General features: G+C 68.0%; 20 protein-coding genes. 7 read left to right on the top strand and 13 right to left on the bottom strand.

Going from position 1 to position 18,401, the window contains the following annotated elements; translation table 11 throughout:
• Positions 1-15: 15 nt before the first annotated feature.
• Positions 16-747 (top strand): PAQR family membrane homeostasis protein TrhA, encoded by a 732-nt coding sequence (gene trhA, locus H7J06_RS06135; protein ID WP_264037776.1) that lies wholly within the window; start codon positions 16-18, stop codon positions 745-747.
• Positions 748-821: 74 nt separating this feature from the next.
• Here the strand turns inward: trhA and H7J06_RS06140 are convergent, their stop codons facing one another.
• From H7J06_RS06140 to mca, 4 genes are read right to left on the bottom strand one after another with little or no spacing between them, the layout of a single operon-like run.
• Positions 822-1,196: a nuclear transport factor 2 family protein gene (locus tag H7J06_RS06140; RefSeq protein WP_264037777.1), complete on the bottom strand. Its 375-nt coding sequence runs from the start codon at positions 1,194-1,196 to the stop codon at positions 822-824.
• Positions 1,197-1,206: 10 nt separating this feature from the next.
• Entirely contained in the window at positions 1,207-3,192 is a 1,986-nt protein-coding gene (locus tag H7J06_RS06145) for a thioredoxin domain-containing protein (RefSeq protein WP_264037779.1), read from the bottom strand.
• Positions 3,182-3,466, bottom strand: coding sequence for a hypothetical protein (locus H7J06_RS06150; protein ID WP_264037780.1), 285 nt, complete (start codon positions 3,464-3,466; stop codon positions 3,182-3,184). Before H7J06_RS06150 ends, H7J06_RS06145 begins: the two co-directional genes overlap by 11 nt.
• Complete coding sequence (gene mca, locus H7J06_RS06155) at positions 3,463-4,329, bottom strand: mycothiol conjugate amidase Mca (protein WP_264037781.1); 867 nt, start codon at positions 4,327-4,329, stop codon at positions 3,463-3,465. Before mca ends, H7J06_RS06150 begins: the two co-directional genes overlap by 4 nt.
• Positions 4,330-4,461: 132 nt before the next feature.
• Here mca and H7J06_RS06160 point away from each other — a divergent pair, with 132 nt between their 5' ends.
• From H7J06_RS06160 to H7J06_RS06170, 3 genes are all read left to right on the top strand, one after another.
• The gene (locus tag H7J06_RS06160) at positions 4,462-4,884 is read left to right on the top strand and encodes a DUF4307 domain-containing protein (RefSeq protein ID WP_264037782.1); all 423 of its coding nucleotides are present in this window, start codon (positions 4,462-4,464) and stop codon (positions 4,882-4,884) included.
• A gap of 217 nt (positions 4,885-5,101) precedes the next feature.
• Positions 5,102-5,593, top strand: a complete 492-nt coding sequence (greA, locus tag H7J06_RS06165; RefSeq protein WP_264037783.1) for a transcription elongation factor GreA — start codon at positions 5,102-5,104, stop codon at positions 5,591-5,593.
• Positions 5,594-5,612: 19 nt separating this feature from the next.
• On the top strand, positions 5,613-6,275 hold the full coding sequence (locus H7J06_RS06170) for a GOLPH3/VPS74 family protein (RefSeq protein WP_264037784.1): 663 nt from the start codon (positions 5,613-5,615) through the stop codon (positions 6,273-6,275).
• On the opposite strand, the gene H7J06_RS06175 is transcribed toward H7J06_RS06170, so the two are convergent.
• On the bottom strand, positions 6,261-7,439 hold the full coding sequence (locus tag H7J06_RS06175) for a cystathionine gamma-synthase (RefSeq protein ID WP_264037785.1): 1,179 nt from the start codon (positions 7,437-7,439) through the stop codon (positions 6,261-6,263). The genes H7J06_RS06170 and H7J06_RS06175 overlap by 15 nt on opposite strands.
• Positions 7,440-7,495: 56 nt before the next feature.
• Between H7J06_RS06175 and H7J06_RS06180 the strand changes: the two genes are divergently transcribed.
• Entirely contained in the window at positions 7,496-8,662 is a 1,167-nt protein-coding gene (locus tag H7J06_RS06180; protein WP_264037786.1) for an acyl-CoA dehydrogenase family protein, read from the top strand.
• Here the strand turns inward: H7J06_RS06180 and H7J06_RS06185 are convergent.
• The 6 genes from H7J06_RS06185 to H7J06_RS06210 all read right to left on the bottom strand — a co-directional run bounded on the left by H7J06_RS06185 (position 8,646) and on the right by H7J06_RS06210 (position 13,937).
• The gene (locus H7J06_RS06185; protein WP_308205713.1) at positions 8,646-9,146 is read right to left on the bottom strand and encodes an RDD family protein; all 501 of its coding nucleotides are present in this window, start codon (positions 9,144-9,146) and stop codon (positions 8,646-8,648) included. The genes H7J06_RS06180 and H7J06_RS06185 overlap by 17 nt on opposite strands.
• Positions 9,131-9,730, bottom strand: coding sequence for an Rv1078 family RDD domain-containing protein (locus H7J06_RS06190; protein WP_264037787.1), 600 nt, complete (start codon positions 9,728-9,730; stop codon positions 9,131-9,133). Before H7J06_RS06190 ends, H7J06_RS06185 begins: the two co-directional genes overlap by 16 nt.
• Positions 9,731-9,749: 19 nt before the next feature.
• Entirely contained in the window at positions 9,750-10,850 is a 1,101-nt protein-coding gene (locus H7J06_RS06195; protein WP_264037789.1) for a DUF2189 domain-containing protein, read from the bottom strand.
• Positions 10,851-10,933: 83 nt separating this feature from the next.
• On the bottom strand, positions 10,934-11,284 hold the full coding sequence (locus H7J06_RS06200) for a DUF4190 domain-containing protein (RefSeq protein WP_264037790.1): 351 nt from the start codon (positions 11,282-11,284) through the stop codon (positions 10,934-10,936).
• A gap of 176 nt (positions 11,285-11,460) precedes the next feature.
• Positions 11,461-12,855 carry a cystathionine beta-synthase gene (locus H7J06_RS06205; protein WP_264037791.1) on the bottom strand — a complete coding sequence of 465 codons (1,395 nt, stop codon included), beginning with the start codon at positions 12,853-12,855 and terminating at the stop codon, positions 11,461-11,463.
• Between the two features lie 29 nt (positions 12,856-12,884).
• Positions 12,885-13,937, bottom strand: coding sequence for an alpha/beta hydrolase (locus H7J06_RS06210; RefSeq protein ID WP_264037792.1), 1,053 nt, complete (start codon positions 13,935-13,937; stop codon positions 12,885-12,887).
• A 194-nt stretch (positions 13,938-14,131) separates the two neighbouring features.
• Here H7J06_RS06210 and H7J06_RS06215 point away from each other — a divergent pair, with 194 nt between their 5' ends.
• Both H7J06_RS06215 and H7J06_RS06220 read left to right on the top strand, forming a co-directional pair.
• The gene (locus tag H7J06_RS06215) at positions 14,132-15,097 is read left to right on the top strand and encodes an SGNH/GDSL hydrolase family protein (protein ID WP_264037793.1); all 966 of its coding nucleotides are present in this window, start codon (positions 14,132-14,134) and stop codon (positions 15,095-15,097) included.
• A 51-nt stretch (positions 15,098-15,148) separates the two neighbouring features.
• Entirely contained in the window at positions 15,149-16,366 is a 1,218-nt protein-coding gene (locus H7J06_RS06220) for an acetyl-CoA C-acetyltransferase (protein ID WP_264037794.1), read from the top strand.
• Positions 16,367-16,421: 55 nt separating this feature from the next.
• Here H7J06_RS06220 and H7J06_RS06225 read toward each other — a convergent pair whose 3' ends face one another.
• Positions 16,422-17,294 carry a DUF559 domain-containing protein gene (locus H7J06_RS06225; RefSeq protein ID WP_264037795.1) on the bottom strand — a complete coding sequence of 291 codons (873 nt, stop codon included), beginning with the start codon at positions 17,292-17,294 and terminating at the stop codon, positions 16,422-16,424.
• 166 nt (positions 17,295-17,460) lie between these two features.
• A complete protein-coding gene (locus H7J06_RS06230) occupies positions 17,461-18,312 on the bottom strand; it encodes a Bax inhibitor-1/YccA family protein (protein ID WP_264037852.1) in 852 nt (283 codons plus the stop codon).
• Positions 18,313-18,401: the final 89 nt, after the last annotated feature.

The raw sequence follows: 18,401 nt of genomic DNA on the forward strand, positions 1-18,401 counted from the left end.
GATGGCGGAGGCGACATGGCTACTTCGATCGACACGACCGACTCAGATCCGCCCGTCGGCCACCGCGAGGCGGAGGATCTGCCCGAGGCCGTTGCGCAGTTCCTCGGTCGGCCACGCGCACGCGGTTGGATTCACCTCTACTCGGCGATCGTCGCCACCATCGCGGGCACCGCGCTGGTGTCGGTGTCCTGGGCGCTGGAGGGCACCCGCGCGGGCGTCGCGACCCTTCTCTACGCGCTCACGATCGTGGCGATGTTCGCGGTCAGCGCGACCTACCACCGGGTGACCTGGGTGTCGCCGACCAAGCGCAAGTGGATGAAGCGCCTGGACCACTCGATGATCTTCCTGTTCATCGCGGGGAGCTACACGCCGTTCGCCCTGCTGGCGTTGCCGTCCAACCAGGGCATGCTGCTGTTCTGGATCGTCTGGGCGGGTGCCCTGGCGGGTGTGCTGCTGAAGATGTGCTGGCCGTCGGCGCCGGCGTGGGTGGGCGTGCCGCTCTACCTGCTGCTCGGCTGGGTGGCGGCGTTCTTCATCGTGCCGATCATGCACGGCGCGGGCGTGGCGGCGCTGGTGCTGCTGATCGTCGGCGGCGCGCTGTACAGCATCGGCGGCGTGCTCTACGGGCTCAAGTGGCCGAACCCGTGGCCGACGACGTTCGGTCATCACGAGTTCTTCCACGCGTGCACCGCGGTGGCGGCGATCTGCCACTACATCGCGATGTGGTTCGCGGTCTTCAGCAACTAGAGCTCGCCGAGACAGCGTCCACGGTCGTCGGGCAAGCCGATCGACGACCGTGACTGCTGTCTGGACGAACGTCGCTAGAGCTGCGTGACGTTCTCCGGGCCCCAGTAGGCCTTCATCGCCGTGATCTTGCCCTCGTCGTCGAATGCCATGACGCTGAGGAGCTCGAGCCGCATCCGGCCGCTCTCGCCGAGATCCAAGGTCAGCGTCCATAGGTAGGCCGCCTCGTGGCCGAGTGCCCGCAGCGTGATGATCTCGGTCTCGCCCTTGGCGCCAAGGGCGCCCTTGTAGAACCCGAGGATCGCCTGCCGCCCGATGTGCACCTCGCCGCCGACCGGATCCTCGACCGTGGCGTCGTCGGCGTACAGGTCGGCGATCTCGTCCGGCTTGGCCTCGCCGACGAGTTCGAGGTAGCGATTGACGTTCTGCGTGATCAGCTCGGCGCTCGGCATGTGCCGCACGCTACACGGCTGCGCCGAGCGCGGCAGCGAGATCTTCGGCCGTCGTGACGGGAAGGTCGCACACGTGCCCGCGGCACACGTAGGCCGCGTCGCGACCACCGATCCGGTCACGCCCGCGCAGTAACTCCGACGAGTCGACCGCTCCCCCGACCACCATCGCGCCGCCCGGCGCCAGCCGTCTGGCGTCGTCCAGCAGCGCCGAATCGAGGGGGTCGCACGCCACTGCGATCTGCAGCGGTCCGCGCACCGCGGCCTCCGCCACGGCGAGCCAATGACCGCCCGAGCGTGGCAGTTTCGCCAGAATCGTGGTCGCCGCCGCAAGCGACGCATGGGCCGCCGAGGCGTACCGCTCGGACCCGGTCAGGTGCGCGGCGAGCTGCAGCGCCTCGGTGATCAGCGACGCCCCCGACGGGGTTGCGCCGTCCAGCGGATCCGACGGCCGGACCATCAACCGCTCCGCGTCGTCTGCGGTGTCGAACCAGCGTCCCTCGCGGTCCGGATCGGCGAAGTGGTCGAGCGCGACGTCCAACAGCCCGGTGGCCGCAACCAGCCACTCGGGGTCACCGGTCGACTGGAACAGCACCAGCAGCCCCGTCGCCAACCCGGCGTGATCTTCGAGAATGGCCGCGCTGTCGCCGACGCGGCCGCCGAGGCTGGCGCGGCGGAGCCGGCCGTCGACGACGTGCAGGTCGACGATGGAGCGCGCGCATTGCGTTGCGGCGTCCAGGAATTCGGGTCGATCCAGGGCGACGGACGCCTCGGTGAGCGCCGTGATCGCGAACCCGTTCCAGGCCGTCACCACCTTGTCGTCACGGGCGGGCTGTGGCCGCCCGAGCCGCGCGGCGAGCAGCATCGTGCGCGCCCTGACGAAACGCGACAACGAGTCGGGGTCGTCGCGCAGTTGCAGCACCGAGGTGCCGTTTTCGAACGTTCCACCCTCGGTCACCCCGAAAAGCGTTGCGGCCCAGTCGCCGTCGTCGTCGCCGAGCACCTCGCGCAGCTGTGCCGGTGTCCACGCGTACGTAAGCCCCTCCACGCCGTCGGCGTCGGCGTCCAGGGACGAGGTGAACATCCCGCCCTCGCCGAGATCGCGCACGATGAACGAGGCTGTCTCATCGGCGATCTTGCGCGCCAACGTCTCTCCGGAGCGTCGCGCCCAATGCGCGTACACCCGCAGCAGCAGCGCGTTGTCGTAGAGCATCTTCTCGAAGTGCGGCACCACCCACGACGCGTCGACGCTGTAGCGGGCGAAGCCGCCGGCCAGCTGGTCGTAGATGCCACCGCGAGCCATGGCGCCGAGCGTGCGCTCGACGGTCGCGAGCACGCCCGCGTCACCGGTGCGCTCGACGTTGCGCAGCAGTGCCTCCAGCAGTGCCGACGGCGGAAACTTGGGGGCCCCGCCGAAGCCGCCGCGTGCGACGTCCTCGTCGGCGAGCACGCCGGCGACGGCCCGATCGCATACCGCGGGTTCCAGTGCGGGACCACCGCCAGGCAGTCCGGACGCCATCGCGGCGAGTTCGCCGGCGATGTCGTCGGAGGCCTGCTCCACCTCGGCGCGCCGGCTGCGCCACGTGTCGGCGACGGCGGCCAACAACTGCAGGAACCCCGCCTTGGGGTAGTACGTGCCGCAGAAGAACGGCCGACCGTCCGGAGTCAGGAAGCACGTCATCGGCCAGCCACCCTGACCGGTCAGCGCGACCGTCGCCGTCATGTACACGGCGTCGAGGTCGGGGCGTTCCTCGCGGTCGACCTTGACGCAGACGAAGTCGGCGTTCATGGCCACGGCCACCTCGTCGTCGGCGAACGACTCGTGTGCCATCACGTGGCACCAATGGCAGGCGGCGTAACCGATCGACAGCAGGATCGGCACGTCCCGCGCCGCCGCCTCGGCCAGCGCGTCGGCGCTCCACTGCTGCCAGTGCACCGGATTGTCGGCGTGCTGGCGCAGGTAGGGGCTGGTGGCGACCCCGAGGGCGTTAACCGCCACCGTCTGGACGACCGCCCTTGGTCAAGCCGGGATCACCGGGCTCGACGACGGTTCCGTCGTCGACGGCCTGATCGGGTTCGGGGTGCTCGGGATCGAACGATTCCGGCAGCTTCTTGAGGTGCTTGTTCATCGACCAGACCAGCAGGAACGTGCCGATGAGCAGCACCACGATGACCACCAGGCCGAACGGGCTGGCCTTGCCGAAGTCCGGCCCGGTGTCGCGCGGCGCGTCGTCGGCAAGCAGCCCGACGACGAACAACAGGTTGTCGGTCACGGGTCGATCCCGGCGAACAGGTCGTCCTCGGGCAGCGTCACGGGGATGCGCGACCGCGCCAACTCGTACTCCTCCGTCGGCCACAGCCGCTGCTGCCACTCCATCGGAGTGGTGAAGAAGAAGCTCTTCGGGTCGATCTGCGTGGCGTGCGCGATGAGGGCCGCGTCACGCTGCGCGAAGTACTTCGAGCACTCGACGCTGGTGGTGATCCGGCTGTCGATGACGTCGAGTTCGGGATCCCAGTCCTTGAGCCACTTCTCGAACGGCCCCACTTGGCCGTTCCTGGCGAACTCGTCCTGAAACGCCTGCATTCGCTTCCGCAGGAATCCGTGGTTGTAGTACACCTTCGACACGGCCCACGGCTCGCCCGCGTCGGGAAACAACCGATAGTCGGCGGCGGCCTCGTAGGCGGCCATCGACACCTCGTGGCACCGGATGTGGTCGGGGTGCGGGTAGCCGCCGTTCTCGTCGTACGTGGTCAGCACGTGCGGCCGGAACTCGCGGATCGACCGGACCAGACGCTCCGTCGACTCCACCAGCGGCACCAACGCGAAGCAGCCCTCGGGCAGCGGTGGCAGCGGGTCGCCCTCGGGCAGACCGGAGTCGACGAACCCCAGCCATTCGTGCTCGACGCCGAGGATCTCCGCGGCCTTCGCCATCTCGTCGATCCGGATCTCGTGGATCCGGCCGTGCACCTCGGGCAGGTCCATGGCGGGGTTCAGGATGTCGCCCCGCTCGCCGCCGGTCAGCGTCACCACCTTCACGCGGACGCCCTCGTCCACGTACTTGGCCATCGTGGCGGCGCCCTTGCTCGACTCGTCGTCGGGGTGGGCGTGCACCGCCATCAAACGCAGTTCGCTCACGTATGCCTATCTTGATCTCTCGCCATGGTCGTCACGGTTCAACCAATTGGGGTGCCCCTATAGTTCCAGTCCTAGTCCGATCTTCCGAACCCAGACCCATGCTGGCCATCCGACGGAGGGGTGAATCACCACGTGATCGAGCGCCCCGCCGCCCGCTACGGGCGGCAACGGCTGGCAGGCAGCTCTCGTCGCCGGCTGGTAGCCGTGCTCTTCGTCGTGATCGTGGCCGCGGGCGTCGCCCTGGCGCTCGTCGCCTACCAGCGGCTCGGCACGGGTGAGGTCAAGGGCGACCTGGGCGGCTACCGGCTGGTCGGTACGGACGGAGTCGAGGTCACCATCAGCGTCACCCGCGACGACCCGTCGCGGCCGGTGGTGTGCATCATCCGCGCCAGATCGGTCGACGGCGCCGAGGTGGGTCGGCGCGAGATCTTGGTGCCGCCGTCGACCGCGGCAACGGTTCAGGTCTCGGCGATGGTGAAGGCCACCCGGCAGCCCGTCGTCGGCGACGTCTACGGCTGCGGCACCGAGGTTCCCGGATACCTCAAATCACCCTGACGACGTTTGGCCGAGACGGGCGTCGGGCAACCGTTCGAAGAACGCCGAACAGCCAATACGTGAAAAACGGTTGACTTGGCGGTGCTAAGATGGGGTTGTACACGGTTCCCATCGGAGCCGTGTATTGCTGATTTTATGCGCCCTCAGCGCCTGCGATTGCGGCATACGCCGAACATTCCCCGCTGACTAGCGCGAGACGAAGACAGGAGCGCGAGACATGACGGATACCCAGGTCACCTGGCTCACCGAAGAGGCTTTCGACCGGCTGAAGGCCGAGCTCGACCAGCTCATCGCGAACCGACCAATCATCGCCGCCGAGATCAACGACCGTCGCGAAGAGGGCGACCTCCGCGAGAACGGCGGCTACCACCAGGCCCGCGAGGACCAGGGGCAGCAGGAGGCCCGGATTCGACAGCTCCAGGAGTTGTTGAACAACGCCAAGGTCGGCGAGGCCCCGAAGCAGTCCGGCGTCGCGTTGCCCGGCTCGGTGGTCAAGGTCAAGTTCGTCGACGGCGGCGACGTCGAGACCTTCCTGATCGGCACTCGCCAGGAGGGCGTGACCGACGGCAAGCTCGAGGTCTACTCCCCCAAGTCGCCGCTCGGCGGCGCGATCATCGACGCCAAGGTCGGCGACAAGCGCAGCTACGTCGTCCCCAACGGCAGCACCATCGAGGTCGAACTGCTCAGCGCGGAGCCGTACCACTCCTGACCTGATCGACGGTCCGTTCATGGCGCAGATTGCCGAAGACCTCTTTCTCCTGCTTCTGGACAACGCCACCGCTCAACCCGCGCTGGAGCGTCAGCGGCGGGAACGCGTGCTGGCGGCCGGCGTTCTGCTGGACCTCGCGTTGGCGTGCCGTGTTCGGCCGTCGGCACCCGGTGACGCCGTCGAGCAGGGCCGGCTGGTCGCGTTGCAGGCTGGCGCCTCCGCCGATCCCGTCGGAGAACCCGCGTTCGCGCTGCTGCAGAGGCAGCCGCTGTCGCCCGAGCGCGCGGTGGCCAAGGTGAGCAAGGGCGTGCAGGACGTCGTGGCGGTTCATTTGGAGCGGCTCGGGCAGATCAGCCGCGTCAAGGTGCCGTCGTCGCGCTTCAAGCCCCTCTACGCCTGGCCACTAACCCGTCGCGAACGCGTCGCCGCGGCCCGGACCGATCTGCTGGCGGCGTTGTTCGACCGACGACCGCCCACTGCGGCGACGGCGGCCATCATCACGGTGCTGCACGCCGCCGACGGGCTCGGCGCACTTCTGAGCCTCAACGACCGAGGCTGGCGATGGGTGCACTCGCGCGCCACCGAAATCTCCAGCGGCAGCTGGGTCGACGAATATCCGACGGCGCTGCCGGAGGTCAACCTGGCGGTCACCGCCTCCGCGTTGCGCTCAGCCCTTTCCTAGCGCCTGTTCCAGGTCGCCCAGCAGGTCGGCGACGTCCTCGATGCCGACGGACAACCGGACCAGGTCGTCGGGGACCTCGAGCTGCGAACCCGCGGTGGACGCGTGGGTCATGGCGCCGGGATGCTCGATCAGCGACTCCACGCCGCCGAGCGATTCGGCGAGGATGAAGATCTCGGTGCGCGCGCACAGGTGGTGCGCCGCGTCCCGGCCGCCCTTCAACCGGGCGGACACCATCCCGCCGAACCCCGACATCTGCCGGGCCGCGACGTCGTGGTTGGGGTGGGTGGGCAGGCCGGGGTAGAGCACCGCGTCGACGGCGGCGTGCTCGGCGAGGAACTCCGCCACCCGAGCGCCGTTGGCGCTGTGCCGTTCCATCCGCAGCGACAGCGTCTTGAGCCCACGCATCGTCAGGTAGGCGTCGAACGGGCCGGGCACCGCGCCCGCACCGTTCTGCAGGAACGCAAACGCCTCGTCGAGTTCCTCGTCGTTGGTGAGCAGGGCGCCGCCGACGACGTCGGAGTGCCCGCCGATGTACTTCGTCGTGGAGTGCAGCACGATGTCGGCGCCCAGGGCCAGCGGTTGCTGCAGGGCCGGTGAGGCAAAGGTGTTGTCCACCAACACTTTCACGCCCGCGGCCGAGGACAGCTCGGCGATGCCGGCGATGTCGGCGATCGTCAGCAGCGGGTTCGTCGGCGTCTCCACCCACACCAGCTTGGTGGCCGGGGTGATCGCGGCGCGAACGGAGTCGAGGTTCGACAGCGCTACGGGGGTGTGCGTCACGCCCCACTGGGAGAAGACCTTGTCGATCAGACGGAAGGTGCCGCCGTAGGCGTCGTCGGGGATGACGACGTGATCGCCGGGGCGCAGCACGGCCCGCAGCGTGCAGTCAGTGGCCGCCATGCCCGAACTGAAGGCGCGCCCGAACGTGGCGCCCTCGACCGCCGCCAGGCCCGCCTCGAGGGCCGCGCGGGTCGGGTTGCCGGTTCGCGCGTACTCGTAGCCGCCGCGCAAGCCGCCGACGCCGTCCTGGGCGAACGTGGAACTCGCATAGATCGGCGCGTTGACCGCGCCGGTCGCCGGATCGGGCCGGTAACCGGCGTGGATGGCCCTGGTCGCGGGACCGTAGGCGCGGTACGCATCTGCCTTGGAACGCTGCTCACTCATCGCCGTTCAGGGTAACGGTGTCGAGTATCGGCGAGCGCCGGTGTAGAACTTTCAGCATGTCCACGACGATCGAAAGTCTCCTCGACCTCGACACGCTGCTGACGCCCGAGGACCTCGAGCTGCGCACCATGGTCCGGCAGTTCGGCGATTCCCGCCTGCGCCCGCACATCGCCGAGTGGTTCGAGACCGGCGACGTCCCGGTCCGCGACCTCGCCGTCGAGATCGGCAAGCTCGGCCTGCTCGGGATGCACTTGCAGGGATACGGCTGCAGCGGGTCGTCGGCCACCGCCTACGGGCTGGTGTGCCAGGAGCTGGAGGCCGTCGACAGTGGCTTGCGCAGCCTGGTGTCGGTGCAGGGTTCGCTCGCGATGTTCGCCATCCACCGCTGGGGCAGCGAGGAGCAGCGGGAGCAGTGGTTGCCCGGCATGGCCGCGGGCGAGCTGATCGGTTGCTTCGGATTGACGGAGCCGGACTTCGGTTCCAACCCCGGCGGCATGCGGACGACCGCCCGCCGCGACGGGTCGGACTGGATCCTCAACGGGTCCAAGATGTGGATCACCAACGCCTCGATCGCCGACGTGGCCATCGTCTGGGCCCGCGCCGACGAAGGCGTGATCGGGTTCGCGGTTCCCACCTCGACGCCGGGCTTCTCCGCGCGGGCGATGACGCACAAGATGTCGCTGCGCGCCTCGGTCACCTCCGAGTTCAGCCTCGACGACGTCCGCCTGCCCGACGACGCCAAACTACCTGGCGCACGCGGCCTCTCCGGTCCGTTGGCCTGCTTGTCCGAGGCGCGGTTCGGCATCGTGTTCGGGTCGGTCGGCGCCGCGCGGGATTGCCTGGAGACGACGTTGGACTACGTCGGCACGAGGGAGGTCTTCGACAAGCCGCTGGCCGGCTACCAGTTGACGCAAGCCAAGATCGCCGACATGGCCGTGGAACTGGGCAAGGCGCAACTGCTGGCGCTGCACCTCGGCAAGCTGAAGGACGACGGCAAGATCAAGCCGGAACAGGTAAGCTTCGGCAAGCTCAACAACGTACGCGAGGCCATCAAGATCGCCCGTCAGTGTCGAACCCTGTTGGGCGCCAACGGCATCACGCTGGAGTACCCGGTCATCCGCCACGCCAACAATCTGGAGTCCGTCCTCACCTACGAGGGCACCTCGGAGGTGCACCAGTTGGTGATCGGCGAGGCGCTGACGGGCGTCAGCGCGTTCCGCTGACCACCGTCGACGACAGCTTGTCCGCGAAGGTCTGACTCCTTCGGTCCCACAGCGGCCACAGGAAGCCCACACCGACGGGCACCACGTCCGCGAGGTGGGTCAGGTGGCGAATCACCGACCGCCAGAAGCCAATCGGTTGCAGCGTCGTCGCGTCGAGCACCCGGATCCCCAGCAGGCCCTTGCCGAGGCTGGAACCGGAGCGTCCCTGACGCAGCCCGACGTTCCACAGCGCGTAGCCGACGATCGCCGACCAGCAGGCGACGAAGCACCACAGGCCCAACGTCGTCGCACCCGAGTCACCGCACTGCGGGCCGAGATCACGCACGGACGGATCCCCGTCGCACAACGGGTTTCGCGTCACCCAGACCAGAGCGACGGCCACGACCGCAAGCACTACGACGGGGAGCAGGTCGACCACGGTCGCCACCACCCGTCGCCACCACGGCGCGTAGGTCGCTCGCTCGGGGATCAGATCGGCACGCAGACGGTCTTGACCACCTTGTCGACCAAGGACTGACCCTTGGGATCCCACAGCGGGAAGAGCACCGCGACGAGCCACGGGACGAAGCACAGGGCGTAGGCGACGACGTAGACGACCTCACGCAGCAGCGACTTGCTGACGCCGACGGGTTGGCCCGTGTCCTCGCCGACGACCTTGAACTTCATGACACGCTTGCCGATGCTCGAGCCCGTGCGGCCCTGTTTCACGCCGAGGTTCCAGATCACGTAGAGCACTGCGACGACCTCCAGGACGGCGTAGACCGCCCAGGCCGCGCCCGTCGGGCCGTTGGTGCCCGTCGGGCAGAAGTCACCGATCTGATACCCGGAATCGTCCACGATGCAAGCGCTTTCGACGTTCTGCATGGTGAACAGGACGATCGAGCCGATCCCCGAGAGGATCGCGACCGGAACCCAGTCGACGAGCCACGCGAGCACACGGGTGAGCCACGGCGTGTACTGCAGGGCTCCGCGGCCACCGTCGGCCGCGGAGCCTCCGCGCTGTACGTAGCCACCACCCGGAGGAGGTGGCACGTATCCCCCACCGGGAGGCGGGGGTGGGTTCGTCATCGTCGACCCTTCGTCGTCGCTACGGAGTCAGTGGTGCGATCTGGCCGCCGGTCAGCGTGCGGTATGCGTGCACCAGGTACAGGTAGGCCACCGGCCCCGAGACCAGGACGCCGATGCCGCACACCAGCACACCGATCACGGCGATGACGGCGGTGATCAGCCAGGTGAGCAGTACCGCAACGAAGTTGGCCTTGACGATGTCAATGCTCGCCTTGATGCCGTCGATCGGCGACAGGCCACGCTCGACGATCGAGACGGTCGTGAACAGCGTGAAGATCGTCACGATGAGGCCCGGGATGATGCAGAGGATCGAGCCGATCGTGGAGGCGATGCCGACGATCAGGCTGGCGATCAGCACGCTGCCGACGTTGCGGGGCTTGAAGAACGAGCCGATCTGCACGGGTGTCCCGTTGGCGATGTCGAGCAGGCCGCCCCAGTACGCCGACGCAACCGCCCCACTGATGACGAACAGCACCAGGTAGCCGACGATCATGGTCAGGATGCTCGCCACGCCGAAGCCGGCGTCGTAGGAGTAGCTGAACCCGCTGCCGTCATACGAGTCGTAGGTGCTCGTCGACGTGGGCGCCAAGGCGCTCGCGGCGAAGTTGATGAGCCCGTAGATCGCGCCGAGTACGACTGCGTAGACGAGCGTCGCCACGATGAGCGGGACGGCGTTCTTGGTGAACTTGTTCCACGCCCAGCCGAACGTTTGACCGATGTCGACCTGGTTGTTGGCCGGGGGCGGGTAGCCGCCCCCGTAGCCACCCTGGGCTCCGTAGCCACCCTGAGCCCCGTAGCCACCCTGGGCTCCGTAGCCACCCTGGGCCGGGTAGCCGCCCTGCGGCGGGTAGTAATCGCCCTGGGGCGGAGGCGGATAACTGCCAGGAGGGGGCGGTGCGGATCCGCCCTGCGGTGGTGGAGGCGGCGGGTAGCTTCCCTGCGGCGGCGGAGGCGGCGGGTAGCCACCCGGGGGCGGCGGCGGTGCGCCGTAGCCACCCTGAGGAGATGGCGGCGGGTAGTTCCCCTGTGGGGGCGGTGGGTAGTTGCCCTCGGGCGGTGGGTAGTTGCCCTCGGGCGGTTGGTATCCGCCGCCCTCGGGCGGCTGGGGTGGGTTGGTCATGTCACGTCCTCAATCGGTCGGTCGTCGGGGAGTATCGTCACGCCGCCGAGCACGGCGAACGAAGTTGACTGTGCGAGTAGGGGTTACGTGGAGAAATAGACAAGGGACACGACGACGCTGAGCACCAGCGACACCGCGCCGACGATGACGCCCGCCAGGGCGAGCCCGTGCCCGGCCTGACCGGTCTTCTTGATCTGGTTCATGGCGACGATGCCCAGGACGATCCCGACGATGGCCCCGACTCCGCAGAAGAGTCCGATCACCGAGCAGATCAGGGAGGCGACGGCGAGGTTGTTGTTGCCGCGCGCCGGAACGGGCTCGAATCCGCCGTATCCCCCTGGTGGGGGATAACTTCCAGGTGGAGGCGGGGGCGGATAGCTCCCCGGAGGCGGGGGTGGGTAGTTCCCCGGAGGCGGCGGCGGATACTCGGTCATGAACGCCTTCCAGTGATCACGTGCGGGGTCTGAGCGCTGTTACCCTACCCGAGAACTTGCTGAGGGCGACGGCTAAAAAGCGAACCTGGTTACCCTGTTGATCTAGATGACAAACGCGGAGCGCCTGGCCTGGCCGACCGGTTTGCCCAGCATCGGGGGCCGTCAGCCCGGCAGTTCTACCGCCGTGCGCTGCCGTTGGACAGGAAGCCCAGCAAGTCGTGCCGCGTCAGCACGCCGACGGGCTTGCCCTCCTCGACCACCATCACGGCGTCGATTTCACGCAATGTCTTTGCCGCAGCACTCACGAGTTCACCGGCGCCGATCAGTGGCAGGGCCGGGCTCATGTGCTGCGACACCGCGTCGGCGAGCTTGGCCCTGCCCTCGAAGACCGCGGAGAGCAGTTCGCGCTCGGACACGCTTCCCGCCACCTCGCCCGCCATCACCGGGGGCTCGGCGCCGACGACGGGCATCTGGGACACGCCGTATTCGCGAAGGATCCCGATCGCGTCGCGCACCGTCTCCGAGGGATGGGTGTGCACGAGGTCCGGCAACGCACCCGACTTGCCCCGCAACACGTCTCCGACGGTGGTCTGCTCGACGGAGCCGTCGAGCCGGTCCCGCAGGAAGCCGTAGGACGACATCCACGAATCGCTGAAGATCTTCGAGAGATAGCCCCTTCCGCCGTCTGGCAGAAGGACGACGACGACGGCGTCGGGCCCGGCCTCCTCGGCCACCCGGATGGCGGCCACCGCGGCCATCCCGCACGACCCGCCGACCAACAGTGCCTCCTCGCGGGCGAGGCGGCGGGTCATCTCGAAGGAGTCGGCGTCGGAGACGGCGATGATCTGGTCGGTGACGGTGGGGTCGTAGGCCGACGGCCAGAAGTCCTCCCCCACGCCCTCGACGAGGTAGGGCCGGCCCGTGCCGCCGGAGTACACCGATCCCTCGGGGTCGGCGCCGATGATCTTCACGGCCCCGCCCGACACCTCCTTGAGGTAGCGACCAGCACCGGTGATGGTCCCGCCCGTGCCGACGCCGGCCACGAAGTGCGTGATCTTGCCGTCGGTGTCGGCCCAGATCTCCGGACCCGTCGTCTCGTAGTGGCTCGCGGGGCCGTTCGGGTTGGAGTACTGGTCGGGCTTCCACGCTCCGTCGATCTCGCGCACCAGGCGGTCCGAGACGCTGTAGTAGCTGTCCGGGTGGTCCGGCGGCACCGCGGTCGGCGACACGACGACGTCGGCACCGTAGGCGCGCAACACGTTTCGCTTGTCCTCGCTGACCTTGTCGGGGCACACGAAGATGCACTTGTAGCCACGCTGCTGTGCGACCAGGGCAAGCCCGACGCCGGTGTTGCCGGACGTCGGCTCGACGATCGTGCCGCCTGGCTTCAGCTCACCGCTTGCCTCGGCGGCGTCGATCATCTTGATCGCGATGCGGTCCTTGGAGCTGCCACCGGGGTTGAGGTATTCGATCTTGGCCGCCACGAGCCCGGCGCCTTCGGGCACAACGGAGTTCAGCCGAACGAGAGGCGTGTTGCCGATGAGCTCACTGATATGACCTGCGATACGCATGCGTCCATCGTGTCAGGCGCGCGTTCGGGTTACCAGGTCGCCTCTCGGATGTAGGCGCCGATCTGCTTCAGCGACCGCGTCGCCTCCTTCACACTTGGCGCCGCCAACTGGAAGACATGCATCTGACCAGGCCAGACGTGCACTTCGACGGGCACGCCCGCCGCGGCGAGCATGTGCGCGGCCTTCCTCGCGTCGTTGAGCAGAACCTCCGAGCCCGAGACGTGGATGAGGGTCCGCGGTAGGCCGGTCTCGACGTGGTCGAGCGGTTCGTACACTTCCTCGGCCCTGCCGTCGACGACGTGACGCTTGGCCGCGCGCTCGATCAGATCGACGAGCGCGTCGAAGGCCTTCGCCGGAAACATCGCGTCGGAGTGCGAGTTCGGATGTTGCGCGCGCCCCTCGTTGTCGATCTCGAACAGCGGTGACATGGTCACCATCGCCGCGGGCAGCTCGCCCTCGAGGTTCAGCCGCTCGGCCAGCGCCAGCGACAGGTAACCACCCGCCGAGTCGCCCGCCAGCACGATCTGCGACGGGTCGTAGCCCTTGAGCCGCAGCCACTGATAGGCGTCGTAACAGTCGTCGACGGCCTCGCCGATCGAATGCTTCGGGATCATCCGGTAGTTGACGACGAGCGCCGGACTGTCCGCAAACCGGGACAGGGCGGTCACCAGCCGTCCATGCGTGTTCGCCCCACACGTGAGGAATGCGCCGCCGTGCAGATAGAGAATGACGCTGCGTTTGCCGTCGGCGGGCAGTACTCCAGCCGCCCGGACGAGTTGAGCGGTGCAGTTCGGGAGCCCGATGGTGGCGCGGACGGTGCCGGGGGCGGGCCGCAGCACACGCGCGGCGAAGTCGACCACGCCGAACGGCCATGGCATCCGTGGGATGTAACTGCCGACGGCGAGGGTTGGCTTGATTGTCATCATCGCGCCTAGAGCAAACAACCTACCGGCGATGCTCGGGCCGTCTTCGACCACTTCGACCGGGGCGCCGTCACTGACGGGGAACCGCCGCGTTTTACGCGTCCTACCACCGCTTACGCCGGTTCCGTACGATCCCGAAACTTCACTAGGTGCGGTCATCGTCACCACTTCCCTACGCCAATGTAGTGCCCGGTGCGGTTAATGCTTAGCCAACCCCAGGTAATTTAGCTTGACACCTGCCAAATGTTCAACGAACGGAGAACCCGATTTCGTACCGCACTTGATACCGCACCGTGACCGGCCGTGACCGGTACGACGCAGATAACCCGTCGAGACGCCCCTAAACTGGTCGCGTGGTCATTCGTGCACCGCGTAGGTCGACCATTGCCTTGGCAGCGGCCGCCACACTCGCGTCGACGGGCTCCGCGTACGTCGGAGCCCGTAACCTTCTGCACGTCCAGGCCGACCAGGCCCGCCAGGTCATCCCCAAGTCGTGGGCCGTCCCACCGCGGGCCGACGGCGTCTACCTGCCCGGCGGTGGACCGTTCGAGAAGTGGCATCGCGGGGTGCCGTTCGACATCCATCTCATGGTCTTCGGCGACTCGACCGCGACCGGCTACGGATGCACCGTCGCCGACGAGGTGCCCGGCGTGTTGATCGCCCGCGGCCTCGCCGATCAGTCCGGCAAGCGAATCAGGTTGATCACCAAGGCAATCGTCGGCGCCACGTCGAAGGGCCTGTCCGGACAAATCGACGCGATGTTCGTGGCGGGCCCGCCGCCCGACGCCGCCGTCGTGATGATCGGCGCCAACGACGTCACCGCGCTCAACGGCATCGGGCCGTCCGCACGCCGCGTCGGAGCTGCGGTGCGCCGACTGCGTGGCAGCGGAGCCGTCGTCGTCGTGGGCACCTGCCCGGACTTCGGCGTCATCACCGCCATTCCGCAACCGCTGCGTACCGTCGCCCGCACCATCGGCCTCCGACTCGCCCATGCGCAGGCCGTCGAGGTGCGCGCCGCGGGCGGAGTCCCGGTGCCGTTCTCGGCGCTGCTGTCCTCGGAGTTTCAGCAGGCGCCCGAGGAGTTCTTCTCCGACGACATGTTCCACCCGTCGGCGGCGGGCTACGCGCTGGCCGCCCAGCAGTTGCTGCCCGCACTGTGCAAGGAACTCGGCGAGTGGAGCGACGACACCGACGTCGAGCCGGCGCTGGAGGCGCGGGCCGGCGACGATTCCGTGTTGGCTCGCCTCGGCGGGGTCACGCGGTTCTGGCGGCGCACGACGGGCGTACCCGCGCCGATCGTCGCCACGGTCACGGGTTAAGTTCGCTCTAGCCTTCACCGTTTCGAGAAGCCAATGAACTAGGAGTTCGCCATGCCCGAAGCCGTCATCGTCTCGACCGCCCGCTCCCCCATCGGCCGCGCCAACAAGGGTTCGCTGGTGGACATGCGGCCCGACGACCTGGCGGCGCAGATGGTCAAGGCGGCGCTGGACAAGGTGCCCGGGCTCGATCCGCGCGAGATCGACGACCTCATCATGGGCTGCGGTCAGCCCGCGGGCGAGGCGGGCTTCAACGTCGGGCGCGCGGTGGCCGTCGAGCTGGGCTACGACTTCCTGCCCGGCACCACGGTCAACCGGTACTGCTCGTCGTCGCTGCAGACCACCCGGATGGCGTTCCACGCGATCAAGGCCGGCGAGGGCGACGCCTTCATCTCCGCGGGCGTCGAGACGGTGTCGCGCTTCATGAAGGGCAGCGCCGACGGCTGGCCGGACGTCAAGAACGGCGTCTTCGCCGACGCGCAGTCCCGCTCGGATCAGGCCGCGGCCGGGGCGACGGAGTGGCACGACCCGCGCGAGGACGGCCTGGTGCCCGACGTGTACATCGCGATGGGCCAGACCGCCGAGAACGTCGCACTGTTCACCGGCATCAGCCGCGAGGACCAGGACCACTGGGGCGTCCGCAGCCAGAACAAGGCCGAGGAGGCCATCAACAACGGCTTCTTCGAGCGGGAGATCTCGCCCGTCACGCTGCCCGACGGCACGGTCGTCTCCAAGGACGACGGCCCGCGCGCCGGCACCACCTACGAGAAGATCAGCCAGCTCAAGCCCGTCTTCCGGCCCAACGGCACCATCACCGCCGGCAACGCGTGCCCGCTCAACGACGGCGCGGCTGCCGTGGTCATCATGAGTGACACCAAGGCCAAGGAGCTGGGGCTGACGCCGCTGGCGCGCATCGTGTCGACCGGTGTGTCGGGGCTGTCGCCGGAGATCATGGGCCTCGGCCCCATCGAGGCGTGCAAGCAGGCGCTGGCGCGGGCCGGCAAGTCGATCGGCGACATCGACCTCTACGAGATCAACGAGGCGTTCGCCGTGCAGGTGCTGGGCTCGGCCCGCGCGCTGGGCATGGACGAAGACAAGCTCAACGTCTCCGGTGGCGCGATCGCCCTCGGCCACCCGTTCGGCATGACCGGTGCCCGCATCACGGCCACGCTGCTGAACAACCTGACGACCTACGACAAGACGTTCGGCCTGGAGACCATGTGCGTCGGCGGTGGCCAGGGCATGGCGATGGTCATCGAGCGCCTGAGCTAGCCGCAGGCCGTCCAGGCACCCAAGCACCCGTCGAGTGTGCGTACAGATCGCGACTTCACGGATTTTCGCGATCTGTACGCACACGCGATTGCCAGGCCCGCTGCACCCGCGCCAGGACGTCCGCCGGCCGGTTGGCCTTCGCGACTCGAATGACCTGCCACCCAAGCTCGTTCACGAATTCCATGCGGACGATGTCCTTGGCGAACTGCGCCGAGTCGGTCCGATGGTGGTCGCCGTCGTACTCGACCGCGAGTTTGACGTCGTCCCATCCCATGTCGAGGAAGTACGTCGGCTGCCCATATGCGCCGCCTACCGGAATTTGCGTCCGCGGCCGCGGGTAACCCGCGCGAATGAGCACGAGCCGCAACCATGTCTCTCTGGGTGACTCCGCGCCTCGGTCGTAGAGTTCCAACACGGCAGGCAGCTTCCGCACGCCGGGCGATCCCGGGTGTCGACGCGCCACCGCCATCACCGCGTCGACGGCCAAACCCGTTGCGTTGCCAAGCGCGTCGATCCGCTCGATGCAACCGTCCAGCGGACCCCGGCGACCGAGGTCGAATGCCGTTCTCGCCACCGTGGTGACCCAGATGCCGTCAACTCGCTCGACTTCGCCGGACAGGAGGCGGTCGCGGCGGGTCTTGACGCCTCGTGGTGGTCGCGCATTCGGCCATATCAGTTCAACGGGCACGTCGTCGGCGATCCAGCGACTGCCGTGCATCGCGGCTGCTGCCAGTCCGCAGACGACGCCGTCACCGTACGTCCACTGCCACGCGCCGCGGGTCCGCTGCCGTAGCGTCGGCTCGGCATCTTTGGGCAGGTAGATGTCGGGAAGAATCGCTCGATAGCGCGTCCGCAATCGATACTTGTTCGGCACGCGTCCGTTGACCAGAGCCTCGCTGCCGATGAATGGGTTCGTTCTGTCGTTCACGTTCAGCAGCATCGCGACGGTGAACGACGCCAACGCCCGTCGAGTGTGCGGACAGATCGCGATCTGTGGATGAAACGCGATCTGTGAGCGCACTCGATGGAGAGGCCGTCCGAGACAGCAGAAAGCCCGTTCGCACTACGCGAACGGGCTTCCCTGGGTAGCGCTGCTAGTCGTTCTGGAAGTAACTCAGCAGACGCAGGATTTCGAGGTACAGCCACACCAGCGTCACGGTCAGGCCGAGCGCAATGCCCCAGCCCGCCTTCGACGGAACGCCCGCGCGGACCATCTGGTCGGCGGCGTCGAAGTCGATCAGGAAGCTGAACGCCGCGAGCGCGATGCAGAGCAGCGAGAAGCCGATCGCGATGGGGCCACCGCTGCGCAGTCCGAAGCCCTCGCCGCCGCCGACGCCGAAGATCGCGAGGACGACGTTGAGCAGCATCAGGGCCATCACGCCGAACAGGCCGGCGATGATCATGCGGGTGAGCTTCGGCGTGACGCGGATGGCGCCCGTCTTGTAAACCACGAGCATGCCGAAGAACACGCCGAACGTAGCCACGATCGCCTGGGCGATCATGCCGGGGCCACCCGTGGAGACGAGGTTCGCGAACAGGAACGACGCGGCACCGAGGAACAGTCCCTCGAGCGCGGCGTAGCTCAGCACGATCGCCGGGTTGTCCTGCTTGCGACCGAACGTCGCGATCAACACCAGCGCTAGGCCACCGAAGGCGCCGACGAGCGTGAACGGCATCATCAGGCCGAGGTTCTGCGACACCAGGAAGTACGACACCACGGCGACCGACGACAGCACGGCCAGCGTGATGCCGGTCTTGGTGACGACGTCGTCGATCGTGAGCGGTCGGGAGACCTGGCTCGACTGATCGGTGTACGGCTGAGCCGCGTACGGATCGGCCTGTGTTGCCGCCGCGCCGTAACCGGCGGCTCCGCCACCGAATTGGGCATATCCGCCGCCCTGCTGCTTGGGCAGGGAACGGAATACCGGGTTGCTGCTCTCGCGCACCGTCGGTTCCTCTCGTGTGCTGGGTTCGTCGGGGTGACGAACGTCGTCGAACATTCAGTCAACGTCTGGCGACTCGGACCGGTTCCCGG

Origin of the sequence: Mycolicibacterium hodleri, assembly GCF_025822245.1 — a bacterium.
GTDB lineage: Bacteria > Actinomycetota > Actinomycetes > Mycobacteriales > Mycobacteriaceae > Mycobacterium > Mycobacterium hodleri.